This window comes from Burkholderia cepacia complex sp. TUM26381 (assembly GCF_057439935.1).
This window is the reverse complement of sequence record NZ_CM172007.1, coordinates 21,586-44,445: the sequence shown is the minus strand read 5'-3', so window position 1 is coordinate 44,445 and position 22,860 is coordinate 21,586. Positions and strand designations below refer to the sequence as shown.

The window sequence follows — 22,860 nt, the reverse complement described above, 5'->3', positions numbered from 1 at the left end:
CCGGCGTAGAAATAGCCTGGTGGTTTCCCCGTCCCGGATCTGCCAGGGACAAGATGTACTCCGGTTTGGATCGGCCCCGTGATGCATTCGCCGAGCCAGGGCGCCGCCGGCTCAGCATCCGATCCCGCGCGCCAAACCGCCTCAGCCCGCGCTCGCGGCCAGCGCCTGCAACAAGCGTTCGCACTCCGCCATGGACGCCTCGGTGTCTGCCTTCAGCATTTTGCCGACGTGTTCGTCCCGCGTCGTTGCCTCGGCGCCGAACAGATCGAGGTGATCCAGCATGAGCGCGCACAGAAGTGTCGCGATGGCGACGAGGGCGCCCACAATGACCGCGCCGGCGACGTCGGCGATGAGGCCCAGTCCGATCGCCTGGAGTTGGCGCACCAGAACTTCTTCGATGGCAACGCCGCCAATGACCAGCGCCCCCCCGAACGCGAGCTTGGACGCCTCGTGCATGGCTTGCTGGTAGGTCATGCCCTCCGGTCGCACGATGATCGTCTTGAACGCGCGGAACATCGAGAACACCCCTTCTCGAACCATTCTCGCGACGCGCTTGTGCGTCGTGATGAAGGCATTGATCACGACCGTGGCGAGGTTTGAGATGAACCCCGAGAGCGCTCCTTGAAGACCTTGCGACAGGAATGCCCTCCACTTGGAAATGACACTGTCGCGGATCCGTCCGAATCGCTCGTTGAAGTTGAAGTCCTTGCGACCGTTGCGATACCAATCCTGGAGTTCCTCGACGAGCGCGACGAGAAACTCCGCAACGGCCGCGCCGATCATCTGTTGCGCCCCCATCTTGCCGCCTTCGACAAGGCCGCTGCCAAGCACGTTGAACGCAAATTTCTCGCTGGTGTAGTACTGGCGGTTGACCTCGCCGTCCCTGTCCTTGCGTGCCTTCTCGTCGAGTTCCCGGGCGCGGGCTTCATCGACGCTCGCTTGCTGGGTGAGCTTGCCGAGTTCCTTGCGCTCCTTGTCGGAGAGCTCGGGCTTCGCGGCAAGTGCTTCGATGCGCGCGTCTCGGGATTCCTTCCGCTCGGCCAGCCATGCCAGATACGCCGACATGCTCTTGTCCTTCTTCGAGGTATTGATCGAAGTGTGCGTCGGAGCCAGATTGTCGGGACGATTTGCCATGTCCGTGTGGTTCAACTCCGCCAGCGTAATGCCCGCGTCGTCGTGCGTTTCCTTCGCCGAGATCACGTGGTCGAGTTGCTTCTGCTTGTGTCGAAGCGTCTCGCCAGTGAGCGCATCCGTTGCCGTGCCGGCCTTCACGCCTTCCGACGTCTCGGCGTTCTTGGCCTTGTAATTCGCGTGGGTGTGGTAGGGCGTCGAGTCGTACTCGCCCCGGCTCTCGTGCCTTTCCCGTTCGGCGTCCGTTGCCCAGACGCCGTTACGCACGTTGTGAACCGTGTCGACGTTTCCCCCTCGCTTGTCATAGGCGCTGACAAACTTGCCGAGCCCGAACGGGCCGACAATCGACTGAATCACGTCCGATTTGCACTTCTCCAGCGTGGCGTCGAGTCGACCGCGGTTATACGCGTCCGTGACCTCTTTCAGGATCGTGTCCACTTCCGCCGGGAGCACGGAAAAGTCAGGCAGGGTCATCGCATCTGCCCCAAGCGTCGCAAGAAGGGCCTCATCCACGTGACGGCCTGCCGATGATTCCGGAACTCGCGTTTCATTGGCAAGTTCGGTGCTCCGCTCCCGGCCCATCAGGGCCTTGCGTCGCTGGAATCCATCTACGCTAGTCGACATTCATTGTTCTCCAACCAAGCCGGATCTCCGGCGAGAAACGCCGGTCCATGGTTCATCGCTCACCGCCGAGGCGCTCTACCGGAAACGAACGCAAGCTGCTTGCCCAACGGGTGCCGCATCGCTGCGCATTCCGCCCGCCGCTCAGTGTTGAGACGGCTGGCAGATCGGGGTACGCAAACGTGCACTACCAATATCGGCCATCACCGGCGCATCTTTAGCCCGAGATCGAGCGATGCATCGCCAATACACCATGGTCGCGAGCGTCATGAAGGGGTGCCCCTTCGTTTGCAGGTGCCGACCGGGCAACGGTTAAAGGAAGCGCTCCAAGGGGCCTTTCGGAATTGCCTTGTACGCGACCGTGATTGCACATGCGACGGCCGCCACCACAAGCGCGCCGAACAGCGTGGAGGCGAGCCAGGCGCCAAACGCCGCCATGGCGGTATTGAGCAGCAAGGTAAACGTTGCCCAGAATGTGGTGAAAATGATCATCTCGTCGACTCCTCAGGTTGCGCGGTTGCCCGCTCGTTTTACACAGCGCGGCGGTGTGGCCACGTCGTGCCGGACCGTCGACGACAGTGTGGTAGGGCAACCGGACAGATTCTGTCCAGTCGGAGGACGCGGTCGCTTTTTTATCGGACCCGAGGCAGCACGGACGATGCGCCGATGATTTTCCCGCCACACATGCGGGGTGAGTGCCAGCGGTGAAGTACGCCCCTTGCCGGAAGCGCATTGATCCGGTCGCGGCCGATTAGACAAAACCGCGCGTGTCTCGTAGCATTTCGGCCTCAGACTCTGCAATAGACTCGAATGCTCGCGCCCGAACATGAGGCGGTATTGAATGCGATGGCGCCGTCATTGGACCGCTGGTGGACTTCCAGCGAACTGAAGGAAGTCGTGCTGGGTCGTTTCCCGGATTTTCATGAACGAAAAGCCAGACGGACACTGACCGCCCTCGAGCAGATGCGCTGGATCGAGCGCGACGGTATGGGTCCCGCGACTCGCTGGCGCTTGATCAAGCGGGTGCCCGCATCCATGAAGCGGCCATCCGTTGACCTTGCACTGGCTTTGCTGAAGTTGCAACAACTGGCGCAGCACCACCTTCCGCAACGCATGGGGGAGTTTGAAGCGTACTTCGATAGCGCCGCGGGAGTCCTTGCCGAAAGCGCTGCCGACAGCCGGCTTCTCAGCGCACAGGCGTGGATGGGAAAGACGGTGCGCCTGGATGCCGGCTATCCCTTGCTTGCGCCGGAGGTACCGCCTGGCATTTTCGACGCCGTACTGACCGCGCTGTATCGGGACGAGACACTGGCGATACGGTATTGCAAGGCCGACCAGCAGTCCGGCGACGCAAGGGAGTACGTTGTGCTGCCCTACGCAATCGTCGAGAAAGGACCTTGCTGGTATCTGGTCGTGCGAGGCAGACGCTCCAGCGGCCGGCAAGGGGATGCCTTCCTGATCCGCTGCGATCGAATCGTCGCGGTGCGTAATCTCGGCCACGATCTCAAGCGCGAAGACGATTTCGACCTGGAGGCCTTCATCCGCGATGACCGGGTGCTCGAATGGTTCCCCGAGCCGCCCGTGCTGCTGGCGTTGCGCATTCACGAACGGAAGGGCGTGCCTAGCCCGTTCCGGTCGGTGCGGCTTGCTGCCGATCAGCATATCGAAGATCAGACCGATGGCTTCGTGTTACGGGCGACGGTGGCGCCTTCCGTCGCACTGCGCCATCTGCTGTTGCAGCACGCGCCGTCGGTTGAAGTGATCTCTCCGGTTGAATTGCGCGAAGAGATCGCCGGGTTGCTGGACGTGGCACTGCAGCGTTACCGGTTGCCGGTGACGGCCACAATGAAGTGCGGCGATTGATATTAGAGCCGCTCGGGTCGCAGAGAAGACACGGATACATCGCGGCGTCACCGCCGGTACCGGCTGTTGAGCGCGGCGCCGACGTCCGATCGCCTCGGCCAGACCAAGTCCGAATGCCGCTTCATGGCCCAGTACAACCATAAGATGCGACTGCCGTTTCCTGCTGCGATTCCGATGCAAGCCACGCGCCGCGCCGTCGTCGAAATGAAGCTCGACGGCGGCATGCACAGCTTGCTTCAGCGAACGTCGGAGCTTCGGATCGCGGGGAACGTTGCAGAATCCGTTTTGCCGACGACCGATGAATACGGATGCGGACGAAAGCGTGAGGCATCGAAACGAGAGACGGTGCGTCAGTCGACGCGCCCGGCTGCCCCGTAGCGTCCACTGAAGGAACCTGAACCGGTCGCCAACCCGACGCAGGCGCCACGCCATACGATCCTGAACGTCGCGTTGAATGACGCCCGCGCAACATTGATTGCCCGGATTGCCCGTCTTCAGCGCGGGGGATGGGCATGCTATGACACGGTTCGCGAAAGCGACGAATTACCTGGACGGTTTGCCACGGCCACCCGCCGGCTTGCCCGCACCCGCCTTCCCCGCAGGTTTGCTGCGCGGCTTCTGCACGCTAAACGGGCTGCCGATGGTGTAGTCCGTTCCGTTTCCGGCCGGCTTCGCGTGCTGTGCCGCAGGCTTGCGCTGGCTTTCGCCGCCCTGCGGGCGCGGCTTCTTGCCGGGCACCGCCTTGGCGACCGGCACCGCTTGCTGCACTTTGGGCTTCTTCGGCTTTTTGGGTTTCTTGAGAATCTGCCCCGTCGCACTCGTTTCCGGCACGCGGTGTTCGGCTTCGAAACCCGGCTCTTCCTCACGCCGCAGCGTTTGCCGGATCAGCGCTTCGATCGCGGCCAGTTGCGGCGCTTCATCGGCGCACACCAGCGACACCGCCACTCCGCTGGCGCCCGCGCGGCCGGTACGGCCGATACGGTGCACATAGTCCTGCGCGACGATCGGCAGATCGACGTTGATCACCAGCGGCAGATCGTCGATATCGAGCCCGCGTGCCGCCACATCGGTGGCGACCAGCATCTGTACTTCGCGCGTCTTGAAGCGCTCCAGCGCACGCAGGCGCGCGGGCTGCGGCTTGTCGCCGTGGATGGTGTCGACCGCATACCCTGCTTCATCCAGCATGGCCGCCAGGTAATCCACGCCAATGCGGGTCTTGACGAACACCAGCGCGTGCTCCCAGTTGTTTTCGGCCACCAGGTGCATGAAGAGGTCCGGCTTGTTCCGCTTGTCGACCGTCACCACCCATTGCTTGATCTTGCTGGCCGTGACATTGGGCGGGCTGACGCTGATATCGACCGGGCTGCGCAGAATGCTCGCCGCCATCGCGCGGATATCGTCGGTGAACGTGGCGGAGAACAGCAGCGTCTGGCGCTGCGTCGGCAACGCGGCAAAGACGGCATTGAGTTCGCGCGCGAAGCCCAGATCCAGCATGCGGTCGGCTTCATCCAGCACCAGCGTCTGCACCTGGTCGAACTGCACCGCGTTCTGGCGATTGAGGTCGAGCAGACGGCCCGGCGTGGCAACGAGCACGTCCACGCCCTTGCGCAGCTTCATCATCTGAGGATTGATGCTCACGCCGCCGTACGCGGCCAGGAAACGCAGATCGAGGCCTTTGCCGTACTCGACGAAGCTTTGAAGCACCTGTTCGGCCAGCTCCCGCGTGGGCACCAGCACCAGCACGCGCGCGCGATTGCTGGACACCGCCGGGCCATGCTGCACGAGCCGTTGCAACAGCGGCAGCGCAAAACCGGCCGTTTTGCCCGTGCCGGTTTGCGCCGCAGCCATGACGTCCTTGCCACTCAGCACGGCAGGAATCGCCTTGGCCTGCACCGGCGTAGGTGTCTGGTAATTGAGGCCCTGCAGATTGCGCAGCAGCGGCTCGATCAGGCCAAGGGAGGCGAAGGACATGGATGTATTCCGGGCTAAAACCGCAATTCTAGCGGTTACTGCGCCGGTCACGCCCCGCCCGCGCCCCCTCGCAATCGCACATCCACCGCCCCGATGTTCTTCTCGTGCGCGACCAGCATCAGCGACAGCGCGTGATGAATCTCCTGATTCGCGAGCGTCGGCAGCAGCGTCTGCAGCTTGCGCACGACCCAGCGCTGGCCGCGATTCAGGAACGCCATGCGCTCGGCCGGATCGTCGATCGCCATCGCCTTCTCGTAGAACGCGCCGGTCGCGCTTGTCGGGACCGCATCGAGCGAACGAATCGCGTCGACGAGCACGCGGCACCAGTGCGCCTCGTCTTGGCGGATATGCGTGATCAGCCGATGCAGTTCGGGATCGCCGGTGACCTCGGCAGCCGTTTCGGAAGCGACACGCGCACCGGCGCGCTCGGCCTCCAGCAGCTCGTCGAGCGTCGTCAGCAACGCGGCGCGGTCTTCTTGCGGAATCGGATCGGTGCGGGCGGCGGGGCCGTCTCCATGCGGCGGCATCGACATGCGGCATCCTCCTGTCAGGATCGGTGGCGTAACACGCTCGACGTTACGCGACGCGTGTTGCACGAATGTGCGCACATCAACACGGACCGCACATTCAATACATCACATTGTGACATATTTGACCAAAACGCCGCATCGTCAATGCACTCTGCTTGATTTACGTCATCGCCCGCACGGGCCGTCGCCTGCTCACGTCCACCCTTCGAGCCGCAACGTCGAACGCACGAGCCGCTGTTCCTCCTGCTCGATCTCGCGCAGATACTCGACGCACTGGCGGATGTGTTCGCTCGCGGCCTTGCGCGCCTGGTCGGGCAGCCGCCCCGTGACCGCGTTGTAGAGCCGCGCGTGCTGGCGGTCGATCTGCTTCTTCAGCGGTTCGCGGTGATAGAGGTTGTTCACCGATGCGAATACCGAACTGAGCAGCAGGTCGGTCAGCGACTGCAGCGTGTTGACGAGCACGGGGTTGTGCGACGCCTCGCAGATCGCAAGATGAAACGCGTGATCGAGCTTCGCGCGCGCGGCGGGGTCGAGATCCTGCGCATCGGCCGCCGTCATTTCCTCGTAGCGGCGCTTGATCAGGATGAAATCGGCCGGCGTGCCACGCAGCGCGGCAAGCCGCGCGGCCTCGGTCTCGAGCATCCCGCGCACCTCGAACAGGTCGTACAGCGTGCGCGGCTGCGAGCCGAGCAGATGCATCATCGGCGTGATCTCGCGTTGCGGGGTCAGGCTCGCAACGAACGAGCCCTTGCCATGCGTCGTGTCGATGATCCCGCGCGCGTGCAGCAGCTTCATCCCTTCCCGCACGGCCGTGCGCGACACGCCGAGCTTCTCGGTCAGCCGCCGCTCGGACGGCAGCGCCTGCCCGGCCTTCAGCACGCCGTCGACGATCAGCTTCTCGATCCGTTCGGCGACGACGTCGGCCACGCGTCGGGCCGGCCCTTCTCGATCCTGCATTTCCATACTGGTATGACCACTTTGGACGGAGAGCGGAGATTTTCGCACAAAGCCTTGTTCCAATTGGGATTTCCTGAGCTTCGCCGACTATCGACGGAGGGCCGCTCCAAAAACTGGTATGACCACATCGAAGACGTCTGGACAGGCCCGCGCGGCCCGCCAAGAATCCCCTCCTTCCGGCGTGTCGCGCATCGCGCAGCCGCCCGCATGGTGGAGACAGACCAATGAGTTTCATCTACGACGAACGGATCGACGGCCCGCTGACGACCGTCAGCCGCGACACGCTCGTCGCCGCGCTGCACGCGGCGGCGCCCGGCCTCGACGTGCTGCATGAACGCGAGGCGCTCAGGCCGTTCGAATGCGACGGCCTCGCCGCGTACCGCACGGTGCCGCTCGCGGTCGTGCTTCCGGACACGGTCGAACAGGTGCGTGCGGTGCTGCGCGTCGCGGCCGAGCACCGCGTGCCGGTCGTCGCGCGCGGCGCGGGCACGGGGCTGTCGGGCGGCGCGATGCCGCTCGAAAAAGGCATCCTGCTCGTGATGGCGAAGTTCAACCGGATTCTCGATATCGACCCCGATGCAGGCATCGCTCGCGTGCAGCCCGGCGTGCGCAACCTCGCGATCTCGCAGGCGGCCGCGCCGCACGGCCTCTACTACGCCCCCGATCCGTCGTCGCAGATCGCATGCTCGATCGGCGGCAACGTCGCCGAGAACGCCGGCGGCGTGCATTGCCTCAAATACGGGCTCACGGTGCACAACATCCTGAAGGTCGAGATCCTGACGATCGACGGCGATACGCTCACGCTCGGCGCCGATGCGCTCGACGCACCGGGCTTCGACCTGCTCGCGCTATTCACCGGCTCCGAGGGGATGCTCGGCATCGTCACCGAAGTGACGGTGAAGCTGCTGCCGAAACCGCCGAGCGTGAAGGTGCTGATGGCAAGCTTCGACGACGTCGCCGAGGCCGGCGCCGCGGTCGCGCGCATCATCGGTGCGGGCGTGATTCCCGGCGGCCTCGAGATGATGGACAACCTCGCGATCCGCGCGGCCGAGGATTTCATCCACGCCGGCTATCCGGTCGATGCGCAGGCGATCCTGCTGTGCGAACTCGACGGCGCGGCGAGCGACGTCGACGACGACGCCGAACGCGTCGCCACGCTGCTGCGCGACGCGGGCGCGACCGAGATTCGCGTCGCGCGCGACGAAGCCGAGCGTCAGCGTTTCTGGGCCGGCCGCAAGAACGCGTTCCCCGCGGTCGGCCGCATGTCACCCGACTACTACTGCATGGACGGCACGATCCCGCGCCGCGAGCTGCCGCGCGTGCTCGAAGGGATCGCGGCGCTGTCCGCCGAGTACGGGCTGCCGGTCGCGAACGTGTTCCACGCGGGCGACGGCAACATGCATCCGCTGATCCTGTTCGATGCGAACCGGCCCGGCGAACTCGATCGCGCGGAAGCACTCGGCGGCAGGATCCTCGAGCTGTGCGTCGCAGCGGGCGGCAGCATCACCGGCGAGCATGGCGTCGGGCGCGAGAAGATCAACCAGATGTGCGTGCAGTTCAACGCCGACGAAATCACGTTCTTCCATGCGGTGAAGGCCGCGTTCGATCCGCAGGGCCTGCTCAATCCCGGCAAGAACATCCCGACGCTGCACCGCTGCGCCGAATTCGGCGCGATGCACGTCCATCACGGCAAGCTGCCGTTTCCCGAACTGGAGCGCTTCTGATGCGACGCGACATCGAATCGATCGACGACAGCGCGGCGCTCGTCGCGCAGGTCGACGCGGCAATCCACGACCGCCAGCCGCTGCACATCCGCGGCGCCGGCACGAAGGCGTTCCTCGGCCGCCCTGTCGAAGGCCGCACGCTCGACGTGCGCACGCATCGCGGGGTCGTGTCGTACGACCCGACCGAACTCGTCGTCACCGCGCGCGCGGGCACCCCGCTCGCCGATCTCGAAACGATGCTCGACGCGGCCGGCCAGATGCTGCCGTGCGAGCCGCCGTCGTTCGGCGGCACGGCAACGGTCGGCGGGATGTTCGCGGCGGCGCTGTCGGGTCCGCGCCGCCCGTGGGCCGGCGCGGTGCGCGACTTCGTGCTCGGCTGCCGCGTGATTACCGGCCACGCGAAGCACCTGCGCTTCGGCGGCGAAGTGATGAAAAACGTCGCGGGCTACGACGTGTCGCGGCTGCTCGCGGGCAGCTTCGGCTGCCTCGGCGTCGTGACCGAAGTGTCGTTGAAGGTGCTGCCGAAGCCGCGCGCAACCTGCGATCTGGCGTTGCCGCTTGCCGCCAGCGAAGCCGTGCAGCGCATCGCCGCGTGGCGGCGCGCGGGGCTGCCGCTCGCAGGCGCGTGCCACGCGGACGGCGTGCTGCGCGTGCGGATCGAAGGCGGCGAAGGCTCGGTGAAGGCTGCACGCGACACGATCGGCGGCGATCCGATGGACGACACCGGCGACGCATTCTGGGCCCGGCTGCGCGACCTCGCGCTGCCGTTCTTCGACGATCCGCGTCCGCTGTGGCGCGTGTCGGTGCCGGCCGCCGCGCCGCTCGGCGCGTTGCCGGGTGCACAGCTCGTCGACTGGGGCGGCGCGCAACGCTGGCTGGCGAGCGACGCGGCGCCGGCCGACGTGCAGCGGCTAGCCGCGCAATGGGGCGGCCACGCGACCTGCTTCACGCCGGGCTCCACCCACGAGCCGTTCCAACCGCTGCCGCCTGCGCTGATGCGCGTACATCGACAACTCAAGGCACAGCTCGATCCGCATGCGATCTTCAATCCCGGCCGGCTCTACGCCGGCTTCTGACGCGAACCCGATCCGGACCCGCCGATGCAAACCAATCTCAGCGAAGCAAGCAAGGCCCTCGCCCGGGCCGACGAAGCGGAAGCGATCCTGCGCGCGTGCGTGCACTGCGGCTTCTGCAATGCGACCTGCCCGACCTACCAGGTGCTCGGCAACGAGCTCGACGGGCCGCGCGGCCGCATCTACCTGATCAAGCAGCTGCTCGAAGGCGAGCCGTGCGGCGAGCGCACGCAACAGCATCTCGACCGCTGCCTGACGTGCCGGAACTGCGAGACGACCTGCCCGTCCGGCGTGCGCTATCACACGCTGCTCGACATCGGCCGCGCGGAAGCCGAGAAGCGCGCACGGCGGCCGGCGCGCGAGCGCCTGCTGCGCGCGGGGCTGCGGCACGTCGTGCCGCGCCCGGCGACGTTCGCCGCGCTGCTGAAGGCCGGTCGCGTGCTGCGCCCGCTGCTGCCCGGCACGCTGCAGGACAAGATCCCGGCCGCTGCCCCCGCGGCCGCACCGCGCCCGGCCGTGCGCCACGCGCGGCGCGTGCTGATGCTCGAAGGCTGCGTGCAGCCGTCGCTGTCGCCGAACACCAATGCGGCCGCCGCGCGCGTGCTCGACCGGCTCGGCATCAGCGTCACGCCGGCGCGCGAAGCCGGCTGCTGCGGCGCGACCGAATACCACCTGAACGCGCAGGACGCGGGCCTCGCCCGCGCGCGCCGCAATATCGACGCATGGTGGCCCGCGATCGAAGCCGGCGCCGAAGCGATCGTGCTGACGGCGAGCGGCTGCGGCGCGTTCGTGAAGGAATACGGCGACCTGCTGCGCTCCGACCCCGTCTATGCGGAGAAAGCGCGGCGCGTCAGCGCGCTCGCGCGCGATCTCGCCGAAGTGATCGCGGCCGAGCCGCTCGACGCGCTGGCGGACGAGACGCCCCGCCGTGTCGCGGTCCACTGCCCGTGCACGCTACAGCACGCGCAGCGCCTCGGCGGCGCGGTCGAAAGCGTGCTGACGCGCCTTGGCTTCGACCTGACGAGTGTCGCCGACGGCCATCTGTGCTGCGGCTCGGCCGGCACGTATTCGCTGACACAACCCGAACTCGCGACCCAACTGCGCGACAACAAACTCGATGCGCTCGAAGCCGCGCGGCCAGACCTGATTGTCACGGCCAACGTCGGCTGCCAGACTCACCTGAACGGCGCGGGCCGCACGCCCGTGCGCCACTGGATCGAGCTCGTCGACAACCGACTCGTCAACTGACCTGATTCCGGAGGACCTCCATGCAGACGAAACCCGAACTCGAACTCGCCGATGCCGACCGCATGCTCGCCGCCGCCCGCGCGGAAGCGGAACGCCACGGCTGGGCCGTGTCGATCGCCGTCGTCGACGACGGCGGCCACCTGCTCGCGTTCGCGCGGCTGAACGGCGCCTCGCCGGCCAGCACCTACATCGCGCAGGACAAGGCGCGCGCGGCGGCGCTCGGCCGTCGCGAGACGAAAGCGTATGAGGATATGATCAACGGTGGCCGCACCGCGTTTCTCAGCGTGCCGCTGACGGGGTTGCTCGAAGGTGGCGTGCCGGTCACGGTCGGCGGCCGGATTGCGGGCGCGATCGGCGTGTCTGGCGTAAAGTCGGAGCAGGACGCGCAGATCGCTCGCGCCGGCACACAGAGCGTCGCGGAATAACCAGCCAAGCCGCGCGCGCATTTTTCCCCGGGAGGATTCACGATGATCGACCAAGCAGGACTGCAAGTCGCGCCAGCGCTCAGCCAGTTCATTGAAAACGAAGCGTTGCCGGGCACCGGCATCGACAAGGCCGCGTTCTGGAGCGGTTTCTCGGCCCTGGTGCATGACCTGGCACCGCGCAATCGCGAGCTGCTCGCGGAACGCGATCGCCTGCAGCAGGAACTCGACGCATGGCACCGCGCACACCCCGGCCCGGTGCGCGACCATGCCGCGTATCGCGCATTCCTCGAGAAAATCGGCTACCTCGTGCCGGTCCCGCCGAACGTCGCGGCAGCCACCGCGAACGTCGACAGCGAGATCGCCACGCAGGCCGGCCCGCAGCTCGTCGTGCCGCTGTCGAACGCGCGCTATGCGCTGAACGCCGCGAACGCCCGCTGGGGCAGCCTGTACGACGCGCTGTACGGCACCGATGCGCTGCCTGAAGACGGCGGCGCCGAACGCACCGCAGTCTACAACCCGACGCGCGGCCAGCGCGTGATCGACTACGCGCGCAACGTGCTCGACAACGCGGCGCCGCTCGCGAGCGGCTCGCACCGCGACGCGCTGCGCTACCGCGTGCAGGACGGCCAGCTCGCCGTCGAAACCGCGCAAGGCATCGTGTCTCTCGCGCAGCCGGCACTGTTCGTCGGCTACCAGGGCGCGGCCGACGCACCGTCCGCGATCCTGCTGAAGCACAACGGCCTGCACCTCGAGATCCAGATCGATGCATCGACGCCGATCGGCCGTGCCGATCTCGCGAACGTGAAGGACGTCGTGCTCGAAGCCGCGGTCAGCACGATCATCGACTGCGAGGATTCGGTCGCGGCGGTCGACGCCGACGACAAGGTCCAGCTCTACCGCAACTGGCTCGGCCTGATGCAGGGCACGCTGGTCGAGGAAGTCGCGAAGGGCGGCAAGCGCTTCACGCGCCGCCTGAACGCCGATCGCGAATACACGACGCCCGACGGCGGCACGCTGTCGCTGCACGGCCGCTCGCTGCTGTTCGTGCGCAACGTCGGCCACCTGATGACCAACGGCGCGGTGCTCGACCGCGACGGCAACGAGATTCCGGAAGGGATCCTCGACGGCGTCGTCACGACGCTGTGCGCGCTGCACGACCTGAAGGCGAAGCGCAATTCGCGCACGGGCTCGATCTACATCGTGAAGCCGAAGATGCACGGTCCGGTCGAAGTCGCGTTCGCCGATACGCTGTTCGCGCGCATCGAGGATCTGTACGGCCTGCCGCGCAACACGCTGAAGATGGGCATCATGGACGAGGAGCGCCGTACCAGCGTGAACCTCGCCGCGTGTATCGCCGCGGCCGCCGCGCGTGTCGCGTTCATCAACACCGGCTTCCTCGACCGCACCGGCGACGAGATGCACACCGCGATGGAAGCAGGCCCGATGATCCGCAAGGGCGACATGAAGTCGTCGGCGTGGATCCAGTCGTACGAGCGCAACAACGTGCTCGCGGGCCTGTCGGCCGGCCTGCGCGGCCGCGCACAGATCGGCAAGGGCATGTGGGCGATGCCGGACCTGATGCACGCGATGCTCGAGCAGAAGATCGCGCATCCGCGCGCCGGCGCGAACACCGCCTGGGTGCCGTCGCCGACCGCCGCGACGCTGCACGCGTTGCACTACCACCTCGTCGACGTGCAGGCCGTCCAGCAGGCACTCGAGAAGACGCCGTACGCGAGCGAACGCGACGCGCTGCTCGAAGGGCTGCTGACCGTGCCGGTCGTCGAGCGCGCGGAGTGGAGCGACGCCGAGATCCTCAGCGAAGTGGAGAACAACGCGCAGGGCATCCTCGGCTACGTCGTGCGCTGGGTCGAACAGGGCGTCGGCTGCTCGAAGGTGCCGGACATCCACGACGTCGGCCTGATGGAAGACCGCGCGACGCTGCGCATCTCGAGCCAGCACATCGCGAACTGGCTGCGCCACGGCGTGATCACCGAGGCCTTCGTGCTCGACGTGTTCAAGCGGATGGCCCGCGTCGTCGACCAGCAGAACGCCGGTGACCCGAACTATCGCCCGATGGCGCCGGGCTACGACCAGTCGACCGCGTTCAAGGCCGCGTGCGCGCTCGCACTGCAGGGCACGTCGCAACCGAGCGGGTATACCGAGCCGCTGCTGCACCGGTTCCGCCTCGCGTTCAAGGCGCAACAGCACGGCGCGTAAGGTTGCGCATGCGGGTCCGCCCGCATGCCGGCCTGACGAAACGGGCGGCCCTCTCGGCCGCCCGTTTTCATTTTCGCGTTCACACGGTCGTTGAATGGGTCCGTTTAAACCGATAATCGGTACATATTGCGCGCTTTCGTTTGTGGCACGCGCCCGCCGTTAAAACCCCGGGCTCGGCGGCCACGCGCGGCGCGACTTCTTCTGCCATGCCGCAAAACCTTGCACAGCAACGTTCTGCCCGATATGCGCAAGTTCGGGAATGCACTGAAATTTGATCCGGATCAACGGGTCGCAACATTTTCCTCGCGCGCGAACGCGCGCGCTATACTCCGATGGATTCGCATCGCCCGATTCGTCGGATCGTCGAATCGCGAGAGATGTCACCTATGAATAAGTGATTTATCGGTTTATCCAGTCACGATTACCGATAATCGGTGTCCGTTTTCTCCGCTGAACGGGAGGAATGCGCGGGAAGGGCGCGCAGCGGATCGCCGCCGTCACGTCATACGAACAATCGCATCGGCCCGCCGCCAGGCGACGATGCCCATCGATCCATACGGACCATGGCAGAAACCGACTACGCAATGCCCAGCGAAACCGGCCTGACGAGCCGTGTCGCCGCGCATCTGCGCCGGTTCCTGCTGCCGCACCTGATTTTCTATACCGGGCTGCTGATCGCGCTGCTCCTGCTGCTGCTGTGCGGGATCGTGCTGTACGAAGGCCGCATCGACGCGCGCGACCGCTCGGCCGCGATGCAGCAGAACCTTGCGCTGATGGCGTCGTGGGACATCGAGCGCAACATCGAGATCTATTCGCTGTCGCTGCAGGCCGTCGTCGAAGGCGAGAACGACCCCGAGGTCGTCAGGCTGCCGATGTCGCTGCGCCGCCAGGTGCTGTTCGACCGGGCGACGACGGCCAAATACCTCGGCGGCATCTACGTGCTCGACGCGAAGGGTGACATCTCGGTCGACGGCAAGAGCGACGTGCCGCGCAAGGCCAACTTCGCCAACGAACCGTACTTCGCCGTGCACCGCGATCACCCTGACGTCGGCCTGTACGTCAGCCCGCCGTACCATTCGCGGCTGCGCGGCGGCTCGCCGAGCATCGCGCTCAGCCGGCGGATCACGAAACCCGACGGGTCGTTCGGCGGCGTCGCGGTGATGTCGATCCGGCTCGAATATTTCCAGAACCTGTTCTCGCGGCTGTCGCTCGGCGATCGCGGCTCGATCGCGCTGATCAACACGGACGGCAGGATGCTCGCGCGCGAGCCATACGACCCCAAGATCGTCGGCCGCGACATCAGCCGTGCCAGCACGTTCCGGCGCTTCATGACGGCCAGCGAAGGCAGCTTCGCCGACACCGCGTCGATCGACGGCGTGCGACGCCTGTACGTGTTCCGGCACCTCGACCACCTGCCGCTCATCATCATGGTCGCGCGCTCGGAAGCCGACACCTACGCCGCGTGGTACGACCGCGCGATTCCGATCGGCTCCGCGATGGCCGCGCTGGCGATCGGCTTCGTCGGCCTGTCGCTGCTGCTCGACGTGCAGTTGCGCAAGCGCCACCGGGCAGAAACCGAATTGCAGGCGCTCGCGCGCACCGATGGCCTGACGGGCCTCGACAACCGCCGGATGCTCGACGTGACGCTCGCGCGCGAATGGCGCCGCGCCGCGCGCTCGCAGCACGCGCTGTCGCTGCTGTTCATCGACGTCGACTACTTCAAGCGCTACAACGACACGCAGGGCCACCAGGCCGGCGACGACGCGCTCGCCGCGGTCGGCCACTGCATCGCCGGCTGCCTGCGCCGCCCGGCCGACTACGCGGCACGCTACGGCGGCGAGGAATTCGTCGTGGTGCTGCCCGACATCGACACGGCCGGCGCGGTGACGATCGCCGAAACGATCCGCACCGGCATCCTCGATCTCGGCATCCGGCATGACGCCGGCACGGTCGGCCGCCTGACCGTGAGCATCGGCGTGACGACGAGCTATCCCGAACACGACGACGACATGCAGGCCGCGCTGAAGCTCGCCGACGACGCGCTGTATCGCGCGAAGGAAGGCGGGCGCAACCGCATCGTCGTGCAGACGACTTCGCCCTCCGACAGTTTCGAGTCGCGGCAGGCCTGAGCGGGGCCGCATCGGGGCCGCATCGGGGCCGCCGCCGGGCCACCGCCGCCCGCGCGCAAAATCACCGACAATGTCGGCTCGATACGCCACCGCACCGCCGCGCGGTTGACGCGCCCGGCCGGCCCGCGCCGGTTCGCGGCCGCTTCGCACCACCATGAGACTCAAGGCAAAGATCTTCCTTCTGGCCATCGTGCCGTTCCTGCTCGCGATCGCCGGCATCGGCTTCGGCGTGCGCCAGCAGGCCACGTCGCTCGCGCGCACGCAGCACGCGACGATCCAGGCCGCGTACCTGTCGAGCAAGGAAGTCGAGCTGAAGCACTACGTCGAGCTCGCGACGAGCGCGATCATGCCGCTCTACGACGCGAGCGGCCGCAATGCGCGCGACGACGCGCTGCTGCGCACGCAGGCGCTCGCGATGCTGCAGAAGATGGATTTCGGCCCGGACGGCTATTTCTTCGTGTACGACCTGCACGGCAATTCGCTGATGCATCCGCGCGAGCCCGAACGCGTCGGCCACAACTACTGGTCGATGCGCGACCCGCAGGGTGCGCTGACGATCCAGAAGCTGATCGGCGCGGCGTCGAGCGGCGGCGGCTACGTGCGCTACGCATGGCAGCGGCCGTCGACGGGCCGCGTGGCGCCGAAGCTCGGCTACGTCGTCGCGCTCGAACGCTGGGGCTGGATGGTCGGCACCGGCATCTATCTCGACGACGTCGACACCGCGCTGCAGCGCATCGACGCGCGCGCGTCCGCGAACATCGAGCGCACGATGAGCTGGCTCACCGCGATCGCACTGACCGGCGCGGCGGCGATTGCCGTGTGCGCGCTCGTGCTGAACGTCAGCGAGTCGCGCAGTGCCGACGCGAAGCTCAAGCTGCTCGCGCAGCGCGTCGTCGAATCGCAGGAGCAGGAGCGGGCGCGGCTGTCGCGCGAACTGCACGACGGGATCAGCCAGATGATGGTGTCCGCGAAGCTGATGCTCGAATCCGCGCTCGCGCGCTTCGAGCGCGGCACGGCGCGCATGCCCGAGGCGGAGCAGGCGCTCGCGTCGGGCGTCGGGCGGCTCGGCGATACGCTGCGCGAAGTACGGCGCATCTCGCATGCGCTGCGGCCGTCGATGCTCGACGATCTCGGTCTCGCGGCGGCACTCGAGCAGCTCGTGCGTGAACTCGGTGCGGAAAGCGGCATCGATATCGGCTATACGCAGGTCGCACACAGCGGCACGCAGCCGCTGCCCGAGGCCGTGAACACCGCGCTGTTCCGGATCGCGCAGGAAGCGTTGAGCAACATCGTGCATCATGCGCAGGCGTCGCGCGCGGCCGTCACGCTCGACGTCGGCGCGCACGCCGTGACGCTGACGATCGCCGACAACGGTTGCGGCTTCGATGCCGAACGCTCGCAGGCCGATGTGCGCCGCGGCATCGGCCTGCGCAACATGCGCGAGCGCCTCGACGCGCTCGGCGGCATGCTGACGATCTCGTCGCAGGTCGGCCACACGATCGTCGCCGCGCGCGTGCCGCTGCGCAGCGCGGCGTGACGACACGCACCATAACAGGAGACCTTTGACGCATGAGCGCCCCCGACACCGCCCGGCCCGCCGCCCGACTGCTGCTCGTCGACGATCACCCGCTCGTGCGCGACGGCCTGCGGATGCGGCTCGAAGCGGCCGACCTGTCGGTGGTCGGCGAAGCCGGCAACGCCGACGAGGCCCTTGCGCTCGCCGCGTCGCTCGAACCCGATCTCGCGCTGATGGACGTCGGCATGAACGGGATGAACGGCATCACGCTCGCGGGCGTGTTCCACGATCGTTTTCCGGGCATCCGCGTGCTGATGCTGTCGATGCACGACAACGTCGAATACGTGACGCAGGCCGTGCGCGCCGGCGCGAGCGGCTACCTGCTGAAGGATTCGCCGGCGAGCGAGATCGTCCGCGCGATCGGCGCGGTACTGGCCGGGCAGACGTTCTTCAGCGAAGGGCTGGCCGCGCGGATGATCCAGGCCAGCGCGACCGCGTCGCCGCTCGACCGCTTGACGCCGCGCGAACGCGACATCCTCGACGCGCTGGCGGAAGGGCTGTCGAGCAAGCAGATCGCGCAGCAGACGGGGCTTTCCGTACGCACGGTGGAGACGCACCGGCTCAACCTGAAACGCAAGCTGGAGATCGAAGGGCAGGCCGAGCTGATCAAGTTCGCGGTCGAGCATCGGCGGCGGTAGGAGCCGCGCGCCGACGGCGTCGCTACCTCGCAATTCGTCGTCCAATTTCATACTCGTCCAATCGACCTCTCCCCGGGTCGATGAAATCCTTTCGCTTGCCGCGGCGAGCGACATCCTCACAAGCCACGCTTTCGAGTGCGCGACGTCGTCACGCGGCACACGGTATCGCCAACATGGGTTGGTGACCGGAACCGAGGAGCGAAATCATGATGCGCCGTATCGCGGTGGTCGGCGACGCGCTGGAAACCGGGGGAAGGATTCTTGCCTACGCGGGGCCGACATTCACTTTCGGCAATCCTGGCCACCAGGTTGCACTGATCGGCGGTCTCGCATTCTGCGATGCATGTAGAGGCACCGGACCGATCGCCAAGGCCGGCGGGCCACGGCGCCTCAATTTCATGGGTGAAACGGCCGCCGACGGAGACATCGTCTTATGCGGCTGCCCGACGCCGCCACGCATCAAGGCAACGCTCGCTGGCGAATCATGGTGCGACGACATGGCGGAAACATCCGGCGTGGTTGCCTCCGGAAAAAATCGCGAAGGCGCGGTTGTGTCTGTAGTCGCGGGCATTTTCGACGAATCCGTTCACGCCATTGGGAGCGGTGCATCGACAGGCTATCCATACGCTATCGAAACGTCGGACGGGCGCATCCACTCGGGTCAACTCGACGATAGCGGGCATTTACCTCGCATTCATACCGCCAACGAGGATGAATACGTTGTCTACTGGGGTGACGAAGCCCTCGCACGATTAAACGGGGGCGCGTAATGCCGAACAGAAAGACCGTCGTCAGGACGACCGCGGTGCCGAAATCGCACAAGGAAGTCGAGTTGAAGTCCGTGACGTTTTCCGAGCTTTGGAACAACTATGCTCACGGAAACCCGTACGATGATCCCAACGGGCATTACCAGAACCAATGCGCGATCCGGATGAGCGTAACGCTGCACAACGTCGGCATCGAGATGAAATCGTTCTCGCAGAAGCAGATCCAGCCGATGCCGGGCAAACCAACGCTGGGCCGCCTTCTGCTCAACGGCAAATCAACAGCCACGCGCGCATACGAATTCGCGGAGTGGTTGAAACTGCGTCCGATGGCAGGGTTGCCTGCGCCGGAAAATGTGACAGGAGCCGATTGGGAAAACAAGGTCAGAGATCGAACCGGCATCATTTTCTTCTTCGGGTACTGGCAACAACAGGGAGACGCTGCCGACAACTTGAGCGGCGGACACGTCGACCTCTGGAATGGCGCTCGCCTCCCGGTATCCAGTACGCGAGGCCTCTTCGCCTCGATAGGCAGACAGATCGGAATTTCCAGTCTGCAAATTCCGTTCACTGACTTCGGTTACTCCGATCTGGCAAAATCGAAAACCATTCTTTTCTGGGAAATCAGGTGAGACGCGCCGGCTTGTCGCTTGCCTACTGGGTAGCAGGCCTGATCACGACCTGGTTTGCATTCTGGATCGGGAGTCGGATCGATTGGAGGATTCATACCGGTTTGCGACTGCACTTCGGCCGCCATTCCTGCCACGAAATCGACCTCTGCTCACCACCCTGGCCAATTTTCGCGCTACTCATCGCGATTCTGCTCGGCCCGTCACTTGCATTCGCCTTCGCAGGTTGGAAGATCGGTCGTCAGCGCGTCACAGCACGAAAACTGGTACTTTCCTTGATCGCATTGGCGACGCCCACGATGCTGTTCTACATCGCTTCATACGTGATTCGATAGCATCAGAGGTTGATCGGCCACGTTCATTCCGGCCGTGATTGCGTCGCGCACGGCACCGGCGCAATACCCTGTTGCCGACTGACTTCACGCCGCATCATCAGCATCACCGCCACGCCAACACTCAGGATTCCAGAACACAAGACCGCGATCGAAAACCCGTGCGCCATCGCCTCCCGATACGCACCGAGCATGTCCGGCCGCCCCGCCGCGAACACATGCTCCATCACGGCCTGCCGCGCCAGCGTATCCGCGTGCGCGCCGCCCGCCGCCTGCATCGCGGCCGTCATCCGGTGCAACGCACCGACGCTCATCATGCTGCCCAGCACCGCGATGCCCATGCTCATCCCGGTCTGGCGCAACGCATTCATCGTCGCCGACGCCATCCCCGCGCGCTCGGCCGGCGCCAATTCCATCACGGACATGCCGGTCGCCGGCACCGCGAGCCCCATGCCGACACCGAGCAGCGCCAGCGCGACTCCAACCGCCATGTAGGGCGTTCCCGCCCCGAAGCCGGCCATCACCGCGAGCATCGCACCGATCAGCCCATACCCGGCCACCACCAGCGTGTGCAACGGAACGCGCGCCGCGATGCGCCCGAACAGCATCGACGTGATCGCCGTCATCACGAACTGCGGCATCAGTTGCCAGCCGGCCACGGCGGGCGCGCGCCCCTGCGCCTGCTGCAGGAACAGCGACAGGAAGAACAGGCTGCTGTACCCCGAGAATCCGAGCACGAACGACGCGAGATTGGCGCGCACCAGCCGCCGGTCGCGGAACAGCCACACCGGCAGCAGCGGCCGCTCGACGCGCGTTTCGACACGAACGAACAACGCAAACGCCACTGCGGCGCCCGCCAGCGGCGCAAGCACCTTCGCATGCGCCGCGCCGGCTTCGCCGATGCCGATCAGCCCGTACGTGAGCAACCCGAGCCACACCACGCTCAGCGCCTGCCCGAACGGATCGAACGCCGCGTGCTCCGGATGCCGCCGCTCCGGAATGCCCCATGCGCCGAGCAATACGGCCACGATGCCGATCGGCACGTTGACGAGGAAGATGTCCTGCCAGCCGCCATGCTCGACGAGCAGGCCGCCGACCAACGGCCCGAGGATCAGCGCGAGCGCGCTGAACGCGGACCAGCCGCCGATGACGCGGGCGCGTTCGCGCGCATCGGGAAACGCATGCGTGAGGATCGGCATCGCGCCGGGAATCAGCAACGCGCCGGCGAGCCCCTGGATCGCGCGGCCGATCAGCAGCGGCCCGAGCCGTCCTGCACATGCGCAGACGATCGACCCGGCCGTGAACAGGATCACGCTCGCGAGCCACACGCGCTTGTGACCGTAGCGGTCGCCGAGCGGCCCGGCCGACAGCATGAACGCTGACAGCGCGAGCGCATACGCGTTGACGACCCACTGCAGGCCGCCGATATCGGTATCGAGCGCCGTCTGCAGCGTCGGCAATGCGACGTTGACGATGCTGATGTCGAGCGTGGCGAGAAAGGTGCCGAGACAGGCGGCCAGGACGAGTGCGGCGCGACGGTAACGAGGCATGGCGGTCGGCCCTCGACGGGCTCAAGAATAAGAATGATTCTTATCTTATATATCGACTGACCGTCGGTCAATGGATTGCATTGCCCGTGAGCGGAGGGCTTGGCCTAAACTGCGGGCTTTGCACGAACGGGCGTCGAGCCGCGCGATGACGGACAGGACAAAGGCAGAAACCAGGACAGCGAATGACGACGTGCCGGCAGGCAAGCCGCGTACCAAGCCGGCGGAAGTCCGCCTCGACGAATTGATGGCCGCGGCCGAGACGCTGTTCCTCGCGCAGGGCGTGGAAGCGACGACCATCAGCGAGATCGTCGAGCACGCGCAGGTCGCGAAAGGCACGTTCTATCACTACTTCGAATCGAAGTCCGACATGCTCGCCGCGCTCGCGCAGCGCTACACGGCGTCGTTCCTCGACCGGCTGCAGCACGCGGTGGACGCGTGCGACGCCGACGACTGGCTCGCGCGCCTGCGCGCGTGGATTCGCGCCAGCATCGAGACCTACGCAGCGACCTACCGCACGCACGACATCGTCTACACGAACCATCACCACCACGATCGCACGAATGCCGACAAGAACGCGATCCTCGAGCAGCTCGGTGCGATTCTCGACGGCGGCGTCCGCGCCGGCACCTGGCAGCTCGCGCACCCGCAGGTCACCGCGCTGCTGATCTACGCCGGCGTGCACGGCGCGACCGATCACATCATCGCGGCGCCGGAAACGGATCGCGCCGCGTTCGTCGCCGCGGTGGTCGACGATTGCCTGCGGATGCTCGGCGTCGCCGCCTAATACGCAGTCAACGCGCCGCCGCCATGAAAAAGGGCGCCCGAGGGCGCCCTTCATGCATCCGGATCCCGGCCTTGCAGCAGCCGTCAGTTCGTCCGCGAATTGTGCTTCTGCAGATACGCGATCAGCCCGTCGATCCCGCCCGACGCGAGCTGGCTCTTGAACTGGCCCTGGTAGACCTGGATCAGCCACGCGCCCGACATGTCGATGTCGTAGATCTTCCAGTCGTTGCCGACCTTGCCGAGACGGTAGCCGACCGACTGGCTGTCGCCCGGCGTCGTGACCGTCGACTGCACGAGCGCGTCGGCGCCCGACGCACCGCCGGCCTTGAACGAGAACTTCGCGTCCTGGCTGCCGAGCTGCGCGAGCGACGCGGCGTAGGTGCGCGTCATCAGCAGCTTGAACTGCTTGTACAGCTCCTGCTGCTGTTGCGGCGTGGCCTGCTTCCATGCGTCGCCGACCGCGATGCGGGTCGTGCGCTCGAAGTTGGTCGCGGGCAGGAAGCGCTGCTCGACGACTTGCGTGACCTTCGTCATGTCGCCGCCGCGCGCGGCCGGGTCGGCCTTCATCGCGGTAACGGTACCCTCGACCGCATTGCGGACGATGTCGACCGGCGCGCTCTGCGCGAAAGCGGAAACCGACACGGCGGCGGCCGCGACGAAAGCAAACAGATGACGTTTCATACGGATATCGCACTCGAT

The 22,860-nt window shown here is 66.2% G+C and carries 20 protein-coding genes and 1 pseudogene; 14 read left to right on the top strand and 7 right to left on the bottom strand.

Going from position 1 to position 22,860, the window contains the following annotated elements; translation table 11 throughout:
* Nucleotides 1-141: 141 nt before the first annotated feature.
* Together ACWMMN_RS17035 and ACWMMN_RS17030 are read right to left on the bottom strand one after the other, a co-directional pair.
* The gene (locus ACWMMN_RS17035) at nucleotides 142-1,755 is read right to left on the bottom strand and encodes a hypothetical protein (protein WP_486423683.1); all 1,614 of its coding nucleotides are present in this window, start codon (nucleotides 1,753-1,755) and stop codon (nucleotides 142-144) included.
* A gap of 309 nt (nucleotides 1,756-2,064) precedes the next feature.
* Entirely contained in the window at nucleotides 2,065-2,244 is a 180-nt protein-coding gene (locus ACWMMN_RS17030; protein WP_059238360.1) for a hypothetical protein, read from the bottom strand.
* A gap of 318 nt (nucleotides 2,245-2,562) precedes the next feature.
* Here ACWMMN_RS17030 and ACWMMN_RS17025 point away from each other — a divergent pair, with 318 nt between their 5' ends.
* Nucleotides 2,563-3,615 carry a helix-turn-helix transcriptional regulator gene (locus ACWMMN_RS17025; protein WP_059238359.1) on the top strand — a complete coding sequence of 351 codons (1,053 nt, stop codon included), beginning with the start codon at nucleotides 2,563-2,565 and terminating at the stop codon, nucleotides 3,613-3,615.
* A gap of 123 nt (nucleotides 3,616-3,738) precedes the next feature.
* Nucleotides 3,739-3,993, top strand: coding sequence for a hypothetical protein (locus ACWMMN_RS17020; RefSeq protein ID WP_486423682.1), 255 nt, complete (start codon nucleotides 3,739-3,741; stop codon nucleotides 3,991-3,993).
* A 165-nt stretch (nucleotides 3,994-4,158) separates the two neighbouring features.
* Here ACWMMN_RS17020 and ACWMMN_RS17015 read toward each other — a convergent pair whose 3' ends face one another.
* The 3 genes and pseudogenes from ACWMMN_RS17015 to glcC all read right to left on the bottom strand — a co-directional run bounded on the left by ACWMMN_RS17015 (nucleotide 4,159) and on the right by glcC (nucleotide 7,079).
* Complete coding sequence (locus ACWMMN_RS17015) at nucleotides 4,159-5,586, bottom strand: DEAD/DEAH box helicase (RefSeq protein ID WP_486423681.1); 1,428 nt, start codon at nucleotides 5,584-5,586, stop codon at nucleotides 4,159-4,161.
* A 47-nt stretch (nucleotides 5,587-5,633) separates the two neighbouring features.
* A pseudogene (locus tag ACWMMN_RS17010) lies at nucleotides 5,634-6,056 on the bottom strand (DUF6306 domain-containing protein); the annotation flags it as partial.
* A 252-nt stretch (nucleotides 6,057-6,308) separates the two neighbouring features.
* Nucleotides 6,309-7,079, bottom strand: a complete 771-nt coding sequence (gene glcC / locus ACWMMN_RS17005) for a transcriptional regulator GlcC (RefSeq protein WP_059238354.1) — start codon at nucleotides 7,077-7,079, stop codon at nucleotides 6,309-6,311.
* A 218-nt stretch (nucleotides 7,080-7,297) separates the two neighbouring features.
* Here glcC and glcD point away from each other — a divergent pair, with 218 nt between their 5' ends.
* The 11 genes from glcD to ACWMMN_RS16950 all read left to right on the top strand — a co-directional run bounded on the left by glcD (nucleotide 7,298) and on the right by ACWMMN_RS16950 (nucleotide 19,831).
* A complete protein-coding gene (gene glcD, locus ACWMMN_RS17000; protein WP_059238352.1) occupies nucleotides 7,298-8,797 on the top strand; it encodes a glycolate oxidase subunit GlcD in 1,500 nt (499 codons plus the stop codon).
* Nucleotides 8,797-9,873 carry a glycolate oxidase subunit GlcE gene (gene glcE / locus ACWMMN_RS16995; protein ID WP_486423680.1) on the top strand — a complete coding sequence of 359 codons (1,077 nt, stop codon included), beginning with the start codon at nucleotides 8,797-8,799 and terminating at the stop codon, nucleotides 9,871-9,873. The genes glcD and glcE overlap by 1 nt, the downstream gene beginning before the upstream one ends.
* Nucleotides 9,874-9,897: 24 nt before the next feature.
* Nucleotides 9,898-11,118, top strand: coding sequence for a glycolate oxidase subunit GlcF (glcF, locus tag ACWMMN_RS16990; RefSeq protein ID WP_486423679.1), 1,221 nt, complete (start codon nucleotides 9,898-9,900; stop codon nucleotides 11,116-11,118).
* Nucleotides 11,119-11,138: 20 nt separating this feature from the next.
* Nucleotides 11,139-11,543 (top strand): GlcG/HbpS family heme-binding protein, encoded by a 405-nt coding sequence (locus ACWMMN_RS16985; RefSeq protein ID WP_059238346.1) that lies wholly within the window; start codon nucleotides 11,139-11,141, stop codon nucleotides 11,541-11,543.
* 42 nt (nucleotides 11,544-11,585) lie between these two features.
* Nucleotides 11,586-13,760, top strand: a complete 2,175-nt coding sequence (locus ACWMMN_RS16980) for a malate synthase G (RefSeq protein ID WP_256087023.1) — start codon at nucleotides 11,586-11,588, stop codon at nucleotides 13,758-13,760.
* 563 nt (nucleotides 13,761-14,323) lie between these two features.
* A complete protein-coding gene (locus tag ACWMMN_RS16975; protein WP_174991711.1) occupies nucleotides 14,324-15,889 on the top strand; it encodes a sensor domain-containing diguanylate cyclase in 1,566 nt (521 codons plus the stop codon).
* Between the two features lie 154 nt (nucleotides 15,890-16,043).
* Nucleotides 16,044-17,426: a cache domain-containing protein gene (locus tag ACWMMN_RS16970; protein WP_256087022.1), complete on the top strand. Its 1,383-nt coding sequence runs from the start codon at nucleotides 16,044-16,046 to the stop codon at nucleotides 17,424-17,426.
* A gap of 32 nt (nucleotides 17,427-17,458) precedes the next feature.
* Nucleotides 17,459-18,103, top strand: a complete 645-nt coding sequence (locus tag ACWMMN_RS16965) for a response regulator (protein ID WP_059238338.1) — start codon at nucleotides 17,459-17,461, stop codon at nucleotides 18,101-18,103.
* Nucleotides 18,104-18,309: 206 nt separating this feature from the next.
* On the top strand, nucleotides 18,310-18,873 hold the full coding sequence (locus tag ACWMMN_RS16960) for a PAAR domain-containing protein (RefSeq protein WP_256087021.1): 564 nt from the start codon (nucleotides 18,310-18,312) through the stop codon (nucleotides 18,871-18,873).
* Entirely contained in the window at nucleotides 18,873-19,499 is a 627-nt protein-coding gene (locus ACWMMN_RS16955; protein ID WP_486423678.1) for a type VI secretion system amidase effector protein Tae4, read from the top strand. Before ACWMMN_RS16960 ends, ACWMMN_RS16955 begins: the two co-directional genes overlap by 1 nt.
* 11 nt (nucleotides 19,500-19,510) lie before the next feature.
* On the top strand, nucleotides 19,511-19,831 hold the full coding sequence (locus ACWMMN_RS16950; RefSeq protein ID WP_174991714.1) for a hypothetical protein: 321 nt from the start codon (nucleotides 19,511-19,513) through the stop codon (nucleotides 19,829-19,831).
* Nucleotides 19,832-19,854: 23 nt separating this feature from the next.
* Here the strand turns inward: ACWMMN_RS16950 and ACWMMN_RS16945 are convergent, their stop codons facing one another.
* On the bottom strand, nucleotides 19,855-21,378 hold the full coding sequence (locus ACWMMN_RS16945) for an MFS transporter (RefSeq protein ID WP_486423677.1): 1,524 nt from the start codon (nucleotides 21,376-21,378) through the stop codon (nucleotides 19,855-19,857).
* A gap of 145 nt (nucleotides 21,379-21,523) precedes the next feature.
* On the opposite strand from ACWMMN_RS16945, the gene ACWMMN_RS16940 reads away from it, so the two are divergent.
* A complete protein-coding gene (locus tag ACWMMN_RS16940) occupies nucleotides 21,524-22,162 on the top strand; it encodes a TetR/AcrR family transcriptional regulator (protein ID WP_059238332.1) in 639 nt (212 codons plus the stop codon).
* An 83-nt stretch (nucleotides 22,163-22,245) separates the two neighbouring features.
* Here ACWMMN_RS16940 and ACWMMN_RS16935 read toward each other — a convergent pair whose 3' ends face one another.
* Nucleotides 22,246-22,842 (bottom strand): MlaC/ttg2D family ABC transporter substrate-binding protein, encoded by a 597-nt coding sequence (locus ACWMMN_RS16935; protein WP_059238330.1) that lies wholly within the window; start codon nucleotides 22,840-22,842, stop codon nucleotides 22,246-22,248.
* Nucleotides 22,843-22,860 lie beyond the last annotated feature (18 nt).

Excerpts from the sequence above, each read along its gene's own strand:
- ACWMMN_RS17035 (WP_486423683.1), bottom strand. The coding sequence starts at position 1,755 with ATGTCGACTAGCGTAGATGGATTCCAGCGACGCAAGGCCCTGATGGGC.
- ACWMMN_RS17030 (WP_059238360.1), bottom strand. The coding sequence starts at position 2,244 with ATGATCATTTTCACCACATTCTGGGCAACGTTTACCTTGCTGCTCAAT.
- ACWMMN_RS17025 (WP_059238359.1), top strand. The coding sequence starts at position 2,563 with ATGCTCGCGCCCGAACATGAGGCGGTATTGAATGCGATGGCGCCGTCA.
- ACWMMN_RS17020 (WP_486423682.1), top strand. The coding sequence starts at position 3,739 with ATGGCCCAGTACAACCATAAGATGCGACTGCCGTTTCCTGCTGCGATT.
- ACWMMN_RS17015 (WP_486423681.1), bottom strand. The coding sequence starts at position 5,586 with ATGTCCTTCGCCTCCCTTGGCCTGATCGAGCCGCTGCTGCGCAATCTG.
- glcC (WP_059238354.1), bottom strand. The coding sequence starts at position 7,079 with ATGGAAATGCAGGATCGAGAAGGGCCGGCCCGACGCGTGGCCGACGTC.
- glcD (WP_059238352.1), top strand. The coding sequence starts at position 7,298 with ATGAGTTTCATCTACGACGAACGGATCGACGGCCCGCTGACGACCGTC.
- glcE (WP_486423680.1), top strand. The coding sequence starts at position 8,797 with ATGCGACGCGACATCGAATCGATCGACGACAGCGCGGCGCTCGTCGCG.
- glcF (WP_486423679.1), top strand. The coding sequence starts at position 9,898 with ATGCAAACCAATCTCAGCGAAGCAAGCAAGGCCCTCGCCCGGGCCGAC.
- ACWMMN_RS16985 (WP_059238346.1), top strand. The coding sequence starts at position 11,139 with ATGCAGACGAAACCCGAACTCGAACTCGCCGATGCCGACCGCATGCTC.
- ACWMMN_RS16980 (WP_256087023.1), top strand. The coding sequence starts at position 11,586 with ATGATCGACCAAGCAGGACTGCAAGTCGCGCCAGCGCTCAGCCAGTTC.
- ACWMMN_RS16975 (WP_174991711.1), top strand. The coding sequence starts at position 14,324 with ATGGCAGAAACCGACTACGCAATGCCCAGCGAAACCGGCCTGACGAGC.
- ACWMMN_RS16970 (WP_256087022.1), top strand. The coding sequence starts at position 16,044 with ATGAGACTCAAGGCAAAGATCTTCCTTCTGGCCATCGTGCCGTTCCTG.
- ACWMMN_RS16965 (WP_059238338.1), top strand. The coding sequence starts at position 17,459 with ATGAGCGCCCCCGACACCGCCCGGCCCGCCGCCCGACTGCTGCTCGTC.
- ACWMMN_RS16960 (WP_256087021.1), top strand. The coding sequence starts at position 18,310 with ATGATGCGCCGTATCGCGGTGGTCGGCGACGCGCTGGAAACCGGGGGA.
- ACWMMN_RS16955 (WP_486423678.1), top strand. The coding sequence starts at position 18,873 with ATGCCGAACAGAAAGACCGTCGTCAGGACGACCGCGGTGCCGAAATCG.
- ACWMMN_RS16945 (WP_486423677.1), bottom strand. The coding sequence starts at position 21,378 with ATGCCTCGTTACCGTCGCGCCGCACTCGTCCTGGCCGCCTGTCTCGGC.
- ACWMMN_RS16940 (WP_059238332.1), top strand. The coding sequence starts at position 21,524 with ATGACGGACAGGACAAAGGCAGAAACCAGGACAGCGAATGACGACGTG.
- ACWMMN_RS16935 (WP_059238330.1), bottom strand. The coding sequence starts at position 22,842 with ATGAAACGTCATCTGTTTGCTTTCGTCGCGGCCGCCGCCGTGTCGGTT.